Genomic DNA, 14,802 nt, shown 5'->3' on the forward strand with positions numbered 1-14,802 from the left:
TTTGAGGCCTAGCTAATGCGGTAATGATTAATGACAGAGCCAGTAATCGCAAAACAAAAAGTAAGGGTCTTAACTTTCCTAATAAAGAACCACTACTTTGGAATCCTTTAGTAGAAGAAACTTTTACTTGCGCATTCTGTCTGTTAAAAGTCCAGATATAAAAAGCAATCGCTAGTGGCAACGCCAGCAGCAACCAAAACATTTCAGGCGAGGCAAACTTTATATTTGTGAACCAGTCCATCATTGTTTCTTTTTCTTTTTACCATCGTCAAAAGATGGGAACACTATAGAGCTTCTAACGCGTTCTCTCCATAGTCTACCGAATTCTCGTTCCGATTTTTCTTCCTTGTCTTTTTTATTACTGATGATGATTTGATTTATTCCTATGCGATTGAGCATCATGAGAATTTCGTACTCGTAGTCTTGACCATCTAGATTATAAGTGCCTTCTAAGGACACTCCTTTCAATCCATTTATTTCTACCTCATCATCCAGCATTAAGATATCAGTAGCGCCCATTCCATCTAAAACTTGAATCATATTATCATGAGCCATGCCTGTGGATAATTGCTTCTCTTCCTGTGATTCTTCCCCTTTTAAAGTAAATGTGATGACACCTACATAAAAGTCGTCCGAAAGTTCTCCAGATGAAAATTGATCTACTGAAGCTGCAATAACAGAGAATTGATCACTTAAAACCGCGGTGTCTTGACGTATTAAAATATCTGGTAAATTAAGTTGAACTGGCGGCATACCGTACTCACTAGTCAACCATTTTTGCTCCGTTAGATCTCTTAAGTCGTTACCGAAAACTTTGTCCTTTACATTATCAAATCCTGCGATATAAATCCAAATTCCCGCGGCAATAACAAGCGCCACAAGACTCATTCCTACACCGATAAAAACCTTACGTGTGCGTTTTTTAAGTTCTTGCTTGTGTCTGTACTGCTCATCCTGCATCAGTTCTTCTTCGGTAGGTGGCGGCAATACTTGATGGATATTATTAATAATTTCCATCGTGCGCTGTCTATCTTCTTTGGCACTTATGGCATCTCCACCAGCCGTCGCAAATTTTACTAAATCGGCTTTTTGAAGGATTTCTTCTAATCTAACTTGTGTTTTATCGGTAATATGCATGTCTTTTTCTGACATTGCAATTTTGAGCTCTTTAATCAACTGTCCCGTGGTACTTTCCAACGTCTGACCGTAGACTTTAGAGTCTATGTATCTTCTAATGATATAGGTCAAATCTGTATAATACTCCTTCCACTGGCGGTTTTCTAAACGACCACTTTCATCCAATAATTTGAGACGATACTTAGTCCATTCGTAAGGTTGTAAGGTTTCTTCATAGGCTTTTTGTTCCCGCTTTCGCGAAAGCAAAACCACCACAACCACCACAGGAATTATAAGCAATAACCACAACATCCAGCCTTGAGAACTAGTAGATCGATCTTCTATATCTACGGAATCCTTGATGGGAAACATGCCTTGTTTTATCGTATCAACGACCACTTCTCGCACGCTTATAAGTACGGAATCTGATTGAAGACGTCTCGCATTTTTTAATATTTGTAGTCGAGGCACCCAGTAATCACCCGAATCGAATTGGGTAACACCATATTGCTTGAACAATCTGATTTTATCGGCTATTCTTAAACTATCTACAGGATAACTCTGAAGCACTTCCAGCGCACCCATGGTTGGTTGCTCTGGAAAAATGATCAAGTCCCCTAATTCTGCCTCCACACTAATGCCTAGTTTTACCTCCTCACCTATCTTGATCAAGTCGCGATCGAGTTTTGTAGACACCTCATTTTTGGCCTGGTTTTGAGCAGTGCCAAGAGCAATGCATAATAAAAACGATATATACACTAGTTTTTTAATCATCGTGTTTTAAAGTATCCTAATAATTTCTTTGTGTAGTTTTCGCTTGTTTCTAAATGTATTGCTCCAGCATCAGACCTGGTAAAAGACTCTTTAAAATAAGCGGCACATTCTTTATGATAAGTGGCATATTCAGTTCGTACAGATCTGGAACTCGTATTGACTAATAGAGATTTTCCAGTTTCTTGATCTTTAAACGGAACAAGCCCCATTTTGGGCATTTCGACTTCTCGCTGGTCATAAACTCTTATTCCAGTGACATCGTGCTTGCGACCTGCGATTTGCAAGGTCTTTTTATAATCCGTGCTCATGAAGTCAGACATCACAAAAACAATAGCTTTTTTCTTAAGGACACCTGCTAGAAATTTCAATGCTCCAGCCACATCTGTATCTTTAGCTTTAGCTTTGAACTCTAGCAATTCTCTAATAATTCTAAGAATATGAAACTTCCCTTTCTTAGGCGGAATGTATAATTCTACCTGATCAGAAAACAATAGCAACCCTACTTTATCATTGTTTTGCATCGCACTGAAAGCTAGTGTGGCGCACAATTCTGTAATGATTTCTTTTTTCATCTGTTCTTGAGTACCAAAAAGTGTGGAACCACTAATATCTGCTACCAGCATCAAGGTTAGTTCACGCTCTTCCTCAAAAACTTTGATATAAGGCTCACTATATCGAGCGGTCACATTCCAATCGATATTACGCACATCATCACCGAACTGGTATTGACGCACCTCACTAAAAGTCATGCCTCGTCCTTTAAAAGCACTGTGGTACTCGCCACCAAAAACAGCATCGCTCAAACGACGCGTTTTGATCTCGATTTTACGTACCTTTTTAAGGAGTTCTTTAGTATCCATAATTGCTTTTCTAGTAGATTTTATTTGTGGTTAAAACCTATACCCTATTCCTAGTTTTAAAATATTCACATTTGTATTATACGCGACATCACGAACGTTTCGTGCGCTTAATTGAACAATAATCATATTGTACCTGAAGAAACATTTTTTCAGAAACATCATAGGCTATGGCTGCGTTTATGTTGACTCCATCATCAGAACTGTTTTCTTGAAAGTCAGCTCCCGCAAAATTCTCACTATTTATATGGAAGGCAAATATGGAATAACCTAATCCTACCATAGGGTGCAATTGGGGATAAGCTTCCAACTTAAATGAAGCATAAATTTTTGGCTGAAAAATGACAGCGTTTCCATTGACAACTGGACTACCATCAAATTTACTATTATCTCTTAAAAATGCACCTATATTTAGTGATGCGCCTAAATCAAAAGCGCTATATGCTGCACATCTGTATTTCAATCCTAAATCTGCAACGCCATTATACCCTTCATCCACAAAATTATCTCCAAAAGTGTACGGAAAATTAGCCTCTATACTGAATTTACTCACTTGTCCAAAAGACAAGAGCCAAGTCATCATCATTAGAAGGAAAAGAAAATATTTGAACATATAAAACGATTTGAAAAATTTCAATTAATACCTCAATCAAGTTGTTAATTAACCACTAATCGCACTTGCAATTAAGGAACCTCTATAGTGTTCACGATCTTATTCACTATATCTTCCGTTGTGTAGTTTTCTGCTTCCGCTTCGTAGGTGATTCCTATTCTGTGACGCAATACGTCGAGTACTACGGCGCGTACATCTTCTGGAACTACATAACCACGTCTTTTTATAAAGGCATAACATTTTGCCGCTTTGGCAAGGTTGATCGATCCACGAGGCGATGCGCCGAAAGAAATCAATTGCTTTAATTCGGCCAAGTTGTATTTTTCTGGATAACGAGTGGCAAAAATGATATCTAGAATATACTTCTCAATCTTTTCATCCATGTAAACGATCTCTACGGCATCTTGAGCTCGTAAAATTTGTTCTACACTAACTACTGCATTAGGTTCTGGAAAATCCTTTTTCAGATTGGCTCGCATGATAAATTGCTCGTCCTGCATAGTAGGATAATCGATGACTGTTTTTAACATGAATCTATCCATTTGCGCCTCTGGCAATGGATACGTTCCTTCTTGATCTACTGGATTCTGTGTCGCCATTACTAAGAAAGGCCTTTGCAGTTTAAAAGTAGTATCCCCTATAGTGACTTGTTTTTCTTGCATCGCCTCTAAAAGGGCACTCTGTACCTTAGCCGGTGCGCGGTTGATCTCATCTGCAAGAACAAAATTGGCAAAAATGGGTCCTTTCTTGATATTGAATTCGCCATCCTTCATATTGTAGATCAATGTCCCAACCACATCTGCTGGAAGCAAATCTGGTGTAAACTGAATTCTTGAAAAAGAACCGCTTACTACCTTAGAAAGCGTGGTAATTGCAAGTGTTTTTGCCAGTCCAGGAACTCCTTCTAATAGAATATGCCCACGTCCCAAAAGGCCTATAAGCAAACGTTCTATCATGTATTGTTGACCCACGATTACTTTGTTCATTTCATTGACGAGTACCTCTACAAACTGACTTTCTTGAGCCACTTTTTCATTGATACTCGCAATATCTATCTGCGTGCTTTGTTGATCCATAAACGTATTTTCTTAAAACTTATTTAGCGAACTCGATTCAACGATTTCAATTACAAAAATGCCTTATTCACAAGGATTGAACTGTTTAAAAGTTGTTAAAATCGATCTGACTTCCATAACTACCAAATTTAATAAAGTAGCCGCGTCTATACTTCAGAGAAGTATTTTTTTATGTTATCGATTGTTAACATTACCGCTTTCGCACTAAGCTGCCTCCGAGTACACTTCTGTTTTCTAAAAGAACATGGAAAGCGAGATGAAAAAAACCTTTTTGTGATTGATATAATACTCAAAATAAAACGCCCACAGAATCATAGACGACTAACGACAGACCTTCTAAAAAAGAAAATTTGATGTTTAAATAAACCGAGATCTCCTAATAAGAGATCAATGCTTAAGGTCGTAAATAAACCAACCTCTTTTACCTATTTTTGTATAAATATTTGACATGAAAACAGCATTGATTACCGGCGCAACCAGTGGTATAGGACTGGCAACCGCACAAACACTTGCCGAAAATAATTACGCACTCGTACTGTGCGGTCGCAACCAAGAAAAGTTAGCCGAATTGAAACAAGAACTCTCTCAACGGGTTCCTGTAGAAATCCTCTGTTTTGATGTACGTGATAAAATAGCCGTGGAAAAACAAATCAATAGTTTAACAAAAGCTCCTTTTAACGAAATTGATATTCTTATCAATAATGCTGGAAATGCGCACGGATTAGACCCTATTGATAAAGGAAGCCTAGAAGATTGGGACGCTATGATAGACATTAATGTCAAAGGACTGCTGTATGTGAGTCATGCCATCATTCCACAAATGCGCGACCGTAAAAGCGGTCATATTATCAACATAGGTTCTACGGCGGGAAAAGAAGTGTACCCAAATGGAAATGTGTATTGCGGTTCTAAACATGCTGTGGATGCCATTACCACAGGAATGCGACTGGATTTGAATCCTTACAACATAAGAGTAGGCGCTGTGAATCCAGGAATGGTGCAAACTAATTTCAGTGAAGTGAGATTCAAAGGCGATACAGAAAGAGCAGAAAAAGTCTATCAAGGCTTTATGGCATTACAACCCCAAGACGTTGCAGAGGTGATTCTGTTTGCCTTATCCAGACCGCCACACGTTAATATTGCCGATTTAACCGTGCTGTGCACTGCGCAGGCGAGTAGTACGATCTTGAAGAAGGAATAGCAAAACCTTTTCTTGAGTCCTAAAGGCTCAGGTTTCTAAATTAAAAGACACCTATAAAAATATTTATTCTCCTATTTTCTATAAGTATTCTCTCATCCTGTACGCAACAACTAAAAATTACCACAGAAAATATCAATTCTATAGTTCAAAGTAACGATTTTACTATTGAATTTATTAACGACACTGATGCGACCGAATGCATGAGCTTTATAGAGGATCTGATCTTTTATAAATCGGCGGTAGGAGTTGTGAAAAAACCATTACTCATGATAAGGCACTTCTTAACAAGGATTTTATCCAAAGCCAATTTCAATTTCAATTTCAATTTCGTAAAGTTAGTCAATCAGAAACTCCCGCTATCATTATTTTAAATACCCTAAAGAAGGTAACTTTGAAAATTCCCGATTATAAATGGATTACCTCCATCTCATTCATAAATTAGACTTAGAATATGTTCCCATTAAGAAGAAATAGAAGATTAAGAACTAGTGCAGCTGTAAGATCTTTGGTACAACAAACATTGATCTCTCCTAGTGATTTTATTGTTCCCTTATTTGTAGTTGAGGGAAAAGGCATCAAAGAAGAAATCGCTTCTATGCCCGATTATTACAGATTTAGCTTGGACCTTTTGAAGAAAGAGGTGCAGTTGCTTCAGGATATGGGGTTGAAAAGTGTGTTGCTTTTTGTAAAGGTACCAGATCATTTAAAAGACAACAAAGGAACTGAAGCTTTAAATAAAGATGGATTGATGCAGCGCGCCATCAAAACCGTAAAAGAAGTTGCTCCAGACATGTATGTCATGACTGACGTAGCGTTGGATCCTTATTCTAGTTTTGGCCACGATGGAATTGTAGAAAATCAAAAAATAATCAATGATGCTACTTGTGAAGTGCTCGCTCAAATGAGCGTCTCACACGCACAAGCTGGAGCAGATATGGTAGCGCCTAGCGATATGATGGATGGTCGTATTCTTTATATCAGAGAAGCGCTGGAAGAAGAAGGATTTATAGATACAGGCATCATGAGCTACTCGGCAAAATATGCGAGCGCTTTCTATGGTCCATTTAGAGATGCGCTGGACAGTGCACCAGGTTTTGGAGACAAGAAAACCTACCAGATGGATCCTGCTAATCGCAGTGAAGCCATCAAAGAAACATTAATGGACATAGATGAAGGAGCAGATATCGTTATGGTAAAACCAGGCTTGTGCTACTTAGACATCGTTAGGGAGATTAAAAACGAAGTAGATGTTCCTGTAAGTGTATATCAAGTAAGCGGTGAGTATGCCATGCTTAAAGCAGCTGCCGAAAGAGGCTGGCTCAACCACGATGCCGTAATGATGGAACAAGTCACCGCTATAAAAAGAGCTGGCGCCGATTTGATCGCAAGTTATTTTGCTAAGGATGTAGTGAAGTTGATTTCTTAAAAAATAAAAAGCTCCTTTTCCCTAAGTGCAGAATAAATTATGGTCTTAGGAAAAACAGTATGAATCCTATTCTTACGTCTAAAAGTCTAGGAGTAATCAAATCTAAGGAAGGTGCCAGTTTTATTAAAAGCGTGAATATTAAAACCCAATAATTTTGAAATACCTTCTCACAAACCAAGAAACAGAACGCCTCAGCTTCCGACTAGTCACCATGGCCGACTTTGATACGTGGTTGCCTTTCTTTAATAGGAAAGAGATTTATAAATATCTATGGCTAGATGAAACTAAAACCGAGAAAGAACTCTGTGAATTTTGGTTTAAAAAATGTCTCACTAGATATACAGAAAATCGTGGTGGGCTTAATGCTGTGATTCTAAAATCTACTGGAAAAATGATAGGTAAATGTGGCTTGCTGGTTCAGGATGTGGAAAATGAAAAAAGACTGGAAATAGGCTATTCCTTTTTACCAGAATACTGGCACAAAGGTTATGCGACAGAAGCTGCTATTTGCGCAAAAGATTTTGGCTTTGAGAACGAATTTGATAAGGATTTTAACTCCAATATTATCTCCATGGTTCACGTAGAAAATACAGGAAGCGCAAAAGTAGCTCGCTACAATTCCATGACTTTTGAAAAGCAAGTTCCCGGACTGGGTAATCATGTGTTTGATATATTTTCTATTACTAGTAAGGAATGGGAAGCTACACAAAACAAATAAACCGCAATAGCATTAATCGATTTACAATTCCATGCCCAAAGACACCTACACCGTAGAAGAAGCGACTCGTTCCATAGAACGTTACTGCGCCTATCAAGAACGCTGTCATAAAGAAATAGAAGATAAATTAAAAACTATGGGAATGGTACAGCTGGCGATCGATGAAATCATCCCGCATTTGATTCATCATAAGTTTTTGAACGAAACACGCTATGCCGAATCCTTTGCTAGAGGGAAATTTCGCATTAAAAAATGGGGAAGAGTTCGCATTGTACGCGAACTTAAAATGAAAGGTTTGAACGAGCGTACAATAAAGATAGGTCTTAAAGAGATTTCTGAAAGTGATTATGAGTTAACTTTTGACACGCTTTCGCAAAAGCGCTTGCAACAAATTACTTCAGAGACCGACAAGTACAAAAAGAGAAAAAAACTAGCTGATTACCTGCTCTATCGAGGATGGGAAAGCCATTTGGTCTATGCGAAAGCCGTAGATCTTATTCCTTGACCCCCATATTCTTATGAGTTCTCAAAACCGCCTGATCATTTTTATAATCGGTCCACTCTTGACCTTTACGTTTGCGCATAAAGTTGTCATAATGACGCATAAACAAAAGATTATAAAGTGCTTTTCCTAGGTTTTTAATATTGCGAGGATAAGATCTCAGACTGATGGAAAGACCTAACGTGAGGTACGGCATGTAATGCCAGTATCCTTCTGGTATGTAGAGCATTTCTCCATGGTTGAGCTCGCAAACATAGCCTTGTACTTGTTGTAAAGCAGGCCCTTTTTCAAAATCTGGATTGGTGAAATCAATATCTTCTCTAACGATTAAGGAATATGGAACGCGATACAAGTAAGGCGCCTGAGCTGAAGGGAAGATTACAGAGCGCTTTTTACTATGAAATTGAAAACACATAAAGAACTTAGCATCAGCACTTCCAAAAAAAGTCAAGGCAATCCTTTGATGAATCTTATTCTTAGCTAAGGGAATTTATAATCGGCTTAAAGCGCTGGTCTTATTTAAAATGTTGTAAAGAAAGATTCTAAAATGGGTAAGTTTCTCATCGAATAAATCTATATATTCAGACCTCTTCATTACAGCACGGGCCTCGTTACAAGCTACATCATTCTTTACGATACGGTTCTCGTACATAGGAACAGTTTTATCTACTGCGACTTTTTTGATGTATTCTAAATTCCACTTTTTAAAAGCTGGCCAGTCGTGAGTCAATTTTTCAATAACAACAGACCCTGCGGCCAGAGATGATTTTAATAAAACCATCTCTGCTTATCGTGGAAACTCGTGGTATTTACTGCAGGTTATAAGTGGCATAATTAGCGGGCATACTTAACGAACAAACTAAAAAAAGTATTTACTTCACTATGCCTTTACTACTTTACCCGCTGCTTTTGCTTCAACGTTGCGTTCAATAGTATGTCCTGGACGTGTCCATTTAGGTTTCTCCCCTTGATCTTTATAAACAGAATACTGAGCTTCTATAGTTTCAGGTTGTGCTTTCTTTACAAATGGCTTCATAGGTTCTAAACCTAATAACTCAAACATTTTCATGTCGTCATTTACATCAGGATTAGGGGTCGTTAGTAATTTATCGCCGGCAAAAATAGAATTGGCTCCTGCAAAGAAACACATCGCCTGCCCTTCCCGACTCATGTCCGTGCGACCTGCGCTCAATCTTACTTGTGTTTGTGGCATAACGATACGAGTAGTAGCTACCATACGTATCATTTCCCAAATAGAAACGGGCTGTTGCTCCTCTAAAGGTGTTCCTTCTACAGCAACAAGTGCGTTGATAGGCGTACTTTCCGGCTGCGGACTCAAGCTAGATAGCGCCACCAACATTCCTGCTCGGTCTTCTATTTTTTCTCCCATTCCAATGATTCCACCACTACAAACCGTAACATTGGTCTTGCGCACATTATCAATTGTATCCAAACGGTCTTGATAACCGCGAGTAGAAATAACTTCTTTATAATATTCTTCAGAACTGTCTAAGTTGTGATTGTACGCATACAACCCCGCTTCAGCCAGCCGTTGTGCTTGATTTTCTGTAATCATGCCAAGTGTACAGCACACTTCCATCTCTAGCTTATTTATTGTACGAACCATTTCTAAGACTTGGTCAAATTCTGGCCCGTCTTTTACATTTCTCCAGGCTGCTCCCATACAAACACGAGAACTTCCGCTAGATTTTGCTCTTAATGCCTGTGCTTTAACTTGTTGCACAGACATCAAGTCATTCCCTTCTACCTTAGTATGATAACGAGCCGCTTGCGGACAGTAGCCACAATCTTCTGGACAACCACCAGTTTTAATAGATAGAAGTGTAGAAACTTGTACTTGATTTGGGTTATGCAATTCTCTGTGGACCGTAGCCGCGTCATATAACAAACTCATCATCGGCCTATTATAAACTTCTAATACTTCTTCTTTAGTCCAGTTATTTCTCATAATCGTATCCTTGTTAAAAAAGTAAAAATAGGGATTCTTCAAGTATTATATACCAAGTATAAAGTACAAAATGTATAGCAACTGCATTTGGTTGTTAAAAGAGTCCAAGACACCTACTACTTTCTCCCGTTAACCAAGTTAACATCCTTCTTAGCTCTTATCTCCTATCTGAAAATAACTATCTCTCTACCAGCAAACTCACTGCATTGCCACCAAAACCGGTTGTGTTGATTAAAATTCGTTTTGGGATTCTATCGCCTCCTCTTGGATTCACAAACAATTCTTCTAAGTAAGGAATTTTAAATATCCGCTCTGACTGTAACATTTCAATAGCCATTACAAGGTTAAGTGCACCACTAGCTCCTAACGTGTGTCCCAATTGCCATTTATTATTACACAGATGTGGATATTGACCGCCAAAAACATTTTGTATCGCGACAAACTCTGCTTTATCTCCTTTTATAGTTCCTGGTGCATGTGTAATAATCGCATCTACATCTTCTGGACGGATATGCTGTATTGCCTGCCTCATGGACTCTTGAAGACAGTCTCCAGTTGCAGTGACAGATGTAGCCGTCTCTAACCTTTCTATCGCACTTCCATACCCAGTAATTTTTGCAAGGCTATTTTTGTTCTCCTTAGAAAGTAAAAAACAAGCTGCAGCTTCTCCTAAAATCATTGAGTTTTGCGATTTATTTAAATCTAAAGCTTTACAGGGATACCTATTACTACCTCTTGAATAGATACGTAAAGCTTGCATTTGAGCTATGGTAAAATCAGTCAAAGGCGCTTCACTTCCTCCGGCAATAAAACTAGTTGCCATACCGCTTTCTAACCAAGCGATTGAGTTGAGAATCGCATGGGATGCCGTTGCACACGTAATGCTATGTGAAAATGCTGTGCCTTTCAATTCGTTATCCTGAGCTACCCAACTAGAGATATTTCCCAGCGTCGTTAGAGGTGAAGTTGCCGTTGGAACTGTTCCGCTTTCGCGAAAGCGGTCGTAGGAGTCTTCCCACAACCCAGTAGCGCCTCGACTAGAACCTATATTTACAGCAGTTTGATCTGGAATTCCTTTCAACGACCTCGCAACAAAAAGTGCTAGCTGTACACTGCGATCGAGATATTGATACGGTTCATTTTTTTTTAAGAAATACTGCAATTGCAGCTCTTGTGACTTTGAAACTGGACTGTTCCAAACCTTATTTTTGTTCTCAAAAAAAAAATGCTCTTGCTGACTCTTAAAAGAGTCTAATGCACCGATCATCGCTGCGTCATTAATATAAATAGAATTTTTCACTGGCTGATTTACAACCGCAAAAATGCAAAGAACATCTAGACAAACCTATAATTTAAAAGAAATAATAAATCGATTACCATATTAGCAAGAAACTCATAAAACTAAATGTGATTTTTTTTATCTTTTAAGTTATTTATTAATTATTCCTTATATAATTAGTTAAAATATAGCTTTACCGAATATATTTGTGATCTAAACTTATAGATATCATGAAAAAAAATACTCAACTGTGTAAGATGATTTTCTTACTTTCGATTCTAATTTTCGGGCTTAAAACGGTCGCCCAAAGCCAGTTTAATTCAGTTATTTTAGGTGGTAGCACATCCTCTTTTGGTCGAGCGCCACAAGGTGAGAGAGCTGTTACAAGGACAGTGTTTATCGTAACCGCAGCAGAAATGACAGCAGGTGGTTTTACCACTAATGATGGCATCAGTGGTCTAGGGTTTTCTTACGAAACGGCTCAAGACATTGCGACAGCTGGTGATATCAAAATTTATTTAGAGAACTCAACAGATGTTACCAACACGAAAGGAACAAATTGGGCTGGTGTAATTACTGGAATGACCTTAGTAAGTGATGCAGCTACTACAGTGCCAGCAGTTGTGGGAGATTACAATATAGAGTTTACTAATGGAACAGCGTTTACTTATACCGGTGGAAGTTTATTTGTAGCTTTTGATTATCAAAATCTAACTAACCCTGTCGCAAACACTGTAAATGTGTCGTTTTGTGATAATTCACCTGTAGGTGGTGCTCCAGGAGTTTTTAGCGCCCGTTCTGATGCTGGCACAACCATTTTACCTACTACTCTTGCTGCTTCTAATTTCCGCCCTCAAGTTAAACTTGGTGCTCCAGTGGCATGTGCTAGACCTACAAATCTAGGTTTTACAAATCAAACGGCTGCTGCAGTAGATTTAACTTGGAATCCAAATGGTGGTACCGGGATAGAAGTGCAATTCGGTCTTCAAGGTTTTGATCAGCGTACCGCAGGAACATTCCTTTCAGGTGCAAACGTAACCTCTCCTTATACTCTGATGGGGTTAACAGCAAATACTGTTTATGATTATTATGTTAGAACAGTATGCGCAGGATCAGTGAGTAATTGGAATGGTCCATTTACCTTCACTAGCTTATTTGAAGCAAGTAATCTTCCTTACAACACAGGATTTGAAAATGATGAGTTTTCTTATTTTGGATGGAAAGCTGAAAGAGATCCTTCAGGATCCATAGGTAATTTTTGGCAAAGTGTGAATTTTGGTACTGGCGATCCTAATGTTCAAGAAGGTGCTTATTCAGCTCGTGTAGGCGCTGGTGTTACAACGGCACAAGCAAATGACTGGATCCTATCTAGAGGTATTAACCTCACGTCTAATCAAACAGTTGATATATCCTTTTATGTTAGCGCATTACAAACTGGCTCAACAACGCCTGCACGCTATATTCTAACTGCAGGAACGACTCAAAATTTAGCATCACAATCTACTATTGCTACTTCGCCAGGTTTTACCAATACAACTTTTCAAATAAATAATTATAGCTATACCGCGCCAGCAGCCGGAGTATATTATTTTGGCCTTCAAAATGCTATAACTACTAATGCCGCTGGATCTGTTTTTTGGGCTGTAGATAACTTTACGGTAAGCTCAACTACCGCGTCAATCGATGAAATTAATGCCCGTGATTTTGTGATCTATCCTAATCCTGCAAATGAGATTATTTATATCAATAGTGAAAATCAACCTATAAATGATCTCTCAGTTATTGACATAAATGGAAGAGAAGTAATGGCGGCATCCTTTGAAAACGTCCTTAACGCTACACTTGATATTTCAAGCTTATCTTCTGGAATTTACCTGATTACAATAGAGTCTAATCAGAAAAGCGTTGTAAAAAAAATAATCAAGAACTAGTATTTCACTATACGTAAGTAAACATCATTAACTGACCTGATGCATCCTGTGAAGTTGCTTCACAGGATTTTTTTTTAAATTTTTAAATGGTCCTTTTAGACAACTCCTTCAAGGAACTCTATGAGCAACTCATAAACAAAATTCATTTCTTCTGGTGAACTCGTAAAAGGCGGTACAATATAAACAGTTTTACCCAACGGCCTTAAAAACAAACCTCGCTGCCAGAACCATTGAAACATCTCATTGCGTTTGTTTCCATAACGCTCCATTTCTATGGCAAGATCAATGGCGAGAATAACACCTTTAATTCTCACAGCAGCGACAGAATGATGAGATTCAATCCTTACTTTAAACTCTAGATTAGATTGAATGATGCATTTGATATTATTTTGGATTTCATCGGAAGTCAAAAGGTCTATAGCGGCACTGGCAACCGCGCATCCTAATGGATTGCCAGAATAGGTATGACCGTGAAAAAGACCTTTTGAAAGCTCATCGTCATAAAAAGCATCGTACATATTTTGCGTGCAAGAAGTGATCGCCATGGGCATGATACCACCAGTTAGTGCTTTTGACAAACACATAATATCTGGCTTAGCACCTATTTGATCACTGGCAAAATAAGTTCCTGTTTTTCCAAAGCCGGTCATCACTTCGTCTGCAATCGCGATCACTCCATATTGCTGAAATTTGTTGATGACCTGACACAAGGATTCGGCATCGTTGAGCTGCATAGCGGCGGCTCCCTGGACTAAAGGTTCATAAATAAAGCTAGCAATTTGATGCTGCTCGACAATGGCATCTACAAGTTGTAACACCTCCTGTAGATTTTCTTTAGTAGGGACAGGAATGCGCACTACATGTATAAAGAATTCTTCAAAAGGGCCGTTATAAACGGATAAGCCACTAGCACTCATCGCTCCGAAGGTATCTCCATGGAAGCTATTTTCCATAGCTACTACTGTATTTCGTTTCTCGCCTTTATTGAAATGGTATTGAAAAGCCATTTTTAAACCTATTTCCACACTGGTAGAACCATTTTCAGAAAAGAACAACTTCTGCTGATTATCAGGTAAAATAGCGGTCAATTTATTTCCTAATATCGCGGCTGGCTCGTGCGTCATACCTGCAAAAACAACATGATGCAATTGATCTACTTGGTTTTTAATCGCATTTGTTAATACCGGATGGGCATGCCCATAACTACACGTATACCAACTAGATATCCCATCAAAATATTTCTTGCCATCAAAATCATAAAGGTAATTTCCCTTTGCATGGGAAATCGCAAGAGGCTGCTTAGCTGTTTTATGTTGTGTGAGAGGATGCCATATAAAGCT

The 14,802-nt window shown here is 38.5% G+C and carries 15 protein-coding genes; 5 read left to right on the top strand and 10 right to left on the bottom strand.

The window, feature by feature from the left end:
* The 5 genes from ACJAT0_RS09705 to ACJAT0_RS09725 all read right to left on the bottom strand — a co-directional run.
* Positions 1 to 244 (bottom strand): BatA domain-containing protein (locus ACJAT0_RS09705; RefSeq protein ID WP_415181491.1); only part of this gene is annotated, 244 nt, incomplete at its 3' end.
* On the bottom strand, positions 241 to 1,890 hold the full coding sequence (locus tag ACJAT0_RS09710) for a hypothetical protein (protein WP_415181492.1): 1,650 nt from the start codon (positions 1,888 to 1,890) through the stop codon (positions 241 to 243). The genes ACJAT0_RS09705 and ACJAT0_RS09710, both read right to left, overlap by 4 nt.
* Positions 1,887 to 2,750: a DUF58 domain-containing protein gene (locus ACJAT0_RS09715; RefSeq protein WP_415181493.1), complete on the bottom strand. Its 864-nt coding sequence runs from the start codon at positions 2,748 to 2,750 to the stop codon at positions 1,887 to 1,889. The genes ACJAT0_RS09710 and ACJAT0_RS09715 overlap by 4 nt, the downstream gene beginning before the upstream one ends.
* A gap of 88 nt (positions 2,751 to 2,838) precedes the next feature.
* Positions 2,839 to 3,360: an outer membrane beta-barrel protein gene (locus ACJAT0_RS09720; RefSeq protein ID WP_415181494.1), complete on the bottom strand. Its 522-nt coding sequence runs from the start codon at positions 3,358 to 3,360 to the stop codon at positions 2,839 to 2,841.
* 71 nt (positions 3,361 to 3,431) lie between these two features.
* Positions 3,432 to 4,436: an AAA family ATPase gene (locus ACJAT0_RS09725; protein WP_415181495.1), complete on the bottom strand. Its 1,005-nt coding sequence runs from the start codon at positions 4,434 to 4,436 to the stop codon at positions 3,432 to 3,434.
* A 448-nt stretch (positions 4,437 to 4,884) separates the two neighbouring features.
* Here ACJAT0_RS09725 and ACJAT0_RS09730 point away from each other — a divergent pair, with 448 nt between their 5' ends.
* From ACJAT0_RS09730 to ACJAT0_RS09745, 4 genes are all read left to right on the top strand, one after another.
* Positions 4,885 to 5,637, top strand: a complete 753-nt coding sequence (locus tag ACJAT0_RS09730) for an SDR family NAD(P)-dependent oxidoreductase (RefSeq protein ID WP_415181496.1) — start codon at positions 4,885 to 4,887, stop codon at positions 5,635 to 5,637.
* A gap of 451 nt (positions 5,638 to 6,088) precedes the next feature.
* On the top strand, positions 6,089 to 7,063 hold the full coding sequence (hemB, locus tag ACJAT0_RS09735; RefSeq protein WP_374002721.1) for a porphobilinogen synthase: 975 nt from the start codon (positions 6,089 to 6,091) through the stop codon (positions 7,061 to 7,063).
* A gap of 154 nt (positions 7,064 to 7,217) precedes the next feature.
* Positions 7,218 to 7,781 carry a GNAT family N-acetyltransferase gene (locus tag ACJAT0_RS09740; RefSeq protein WP_415181497.1) on the top strand — a complete coding sequence of 188 codons (564 nt, stop codon included), beginning with the start codon at positions 7,218 to 7,220 and terminating at the stop codon, positions 7,779 to 7,781.
* 31 nt (positions 7,782 to 7,812) lie between these two features.
* Positions 7,813 to 8,286 carry a regulatory protein RecX gene (locus ACJAT0_RS09745; protein ID WP_415181498.1) on the top strand — a complete coding sequence of 158 codons (474 nt, stop codon included), beginning with the start codon at positions 7,813 to 7,815 and terminating at the stop codon, positions 8,284 to 8,286.
* Here the strand turns inward: ACJAT0_RS09745 and ACJAT0_RS09750 are convergent.
* From ACJAT0_RS09750 to ACJAT0_RS09765, 4 genes are all read right to left on the bottom strand, one after another.
* The gene (locus tag ACJAT0_RS09750; RefSeq protein WP_415181499.1) at positions 8,276 to 8,734 is read right to left on the bottom strand and encodes a cupin-like domain-containing protein; all 459 of its coding nucleotides are present in this window, start codon (positions 8,732 to 8,734) and stop codon (positions 8,276 to 8,278) included. The two genes, ACJAT0_RS09745 and ACJAT0_RS09750, sit on opposite strands and share 11 nt — an antisense overlap.
* 39 nt (positions 8,735 to 8,773) lie before the next feature.
* A complete protein-coding gene (locus tag ACJAT0_RS09755) occupies positions 8,774 to 9,064 on the bottom strand; it encodes a hypothetical protein (RefSeq protein WP_415181500.1) in 291 nt (96 codons plus the stop codon).
* 99 nt (positions 9,065 to 9,163) lie between these two features.
* Positions 9,164 to 10,252, bottom strand: a complete 1,089-nt coding sequence (bioB, locus tag ACJAT0_RS09760) for a biotin synthase BioB (protein WP_415181501.1) — start codon at positions 10,250 to 10,252, stop codon at positions 9,164 to 9,166.
* A gap of 178 nt (positions 10,253 to 10,430) precedes the next feature.
* Entirely contained in the window at positions 10,431 to 11,552 is a 1,122-nt protein-coding gene (locus ACJAT0_RS09765; protein WP_415181502.1) for a beta-ketoacyl synthase N-terminal-like domain-containing protein, read from the bottom strand.
* A gap of 209 nt (positions 11,553 to 11,761) precedes the next feature.
* Between ACJAT0_RS09765 and ACJAT0_RS09770 the strand changes: the two genes are divergently transcribed.
* Positions 11,762 to 13,462, top strand: a complete 1,701-nt coding sequence (locus ACJAT0_RS09770) for a T9SS type A sorting domain-containing protein (protein WP_415181503.1) — start codon at positions 11,762 to 11,764, stop codon at positions 13,460 to 13,462.
* Between the two features lie 95 nt (positions 13,463 to 13,557).
* Here the strand turns inward: ACJAT0_RS09770 and bioA are convergent.
* The coding region (bioA, locus tag ACJAT0_RS09775; protein WP_415181504.1) for an adenosylmethionine--8-amino-7-oxononanoate transaminase at positions 13,558 to 14,802 on the bottom strand (1,245 nt) is incomplete at its 5' end.

Source organism: Nonlabens sp., from assembly GCF_047636915.1.
GTDB lineage: Bacteria > Bacteroidota > Bacteroidia > Flavobacteriales > Flavobacteriaceae > Nonlabens.

Bases quoted from the DNA above. Each gene is read 5' to 3' on its own strand.
- ACJAT0_RS09710 (WP_415181492.1), bottom strand. From the start codon at position 1,890: ATGATTAAAAAACTAGTGTATATATCGTTTTTATTATGCATTGCTCTT.
- ACJAT0_RS09715 (WP_415181493.1), bottom strand. From the start codon at position 2,750: ATGGATACTAAAGAACTCCTTAAAAAGGTACGTAAAATCGAGATCAAA.
- ACJAT0_RS09720 (WP_415181494.1), bottom strand. From the start codon at position 3,360: ATGTTCAAATATTTTCTTTTCCTTCTAATGATGATGACTTGGCTCTTG.
- ACJAT0_RS09725 (WP_415181495.1), bottom strand. From the start codon at position 4,436: ATGGATCAACAAAGCACGCAGATAGATATTGCGAGTATCAATGAAAAA.
- ACJAT0_RS09730 (WP_415181496.1), top strand. From the start codon at position 4,885: ATGAAAACAGCATTGATTACCGGCGCAACCAGTGGTATAGGACTGGCA.
- hemB (WP_374002721.1), top strand. From the start codon at position 6,089: ATGTTCCCATTAAGAAGAAATAGAAGATTAAGAACTAGTGCAGCTGTA.
- ACJAT0_RS09745 (WP_415181498.1), top strand. From the start codon at position 7,813: ATGCCCAAAGACACCTACACCGTAGAAGAAGCGACTCGTTCCATAGAA.
- ACJAT0_RS09755 (WP_415181500.1), bottom strand. From the start codon at position 9,064: ATGGTTTTATTAAAATCATCTCTGGCCGCAGGGTCTGTTGTTATTGAA.
- bioB (WP_415181501.1), bottom strand. From the start codon at position 10,252: ATGAGAAATAACTGGACTAAAGAAGAAGTATTAGAAGTTTATAATAGG.
- ACJAT0_RS09770 (WP_415181503.1), top strand. From the start codon at position 11,762: ATGAAAAAAAATACTCAACTGTGTAAGATGATTTTCTTACTTTCGATT.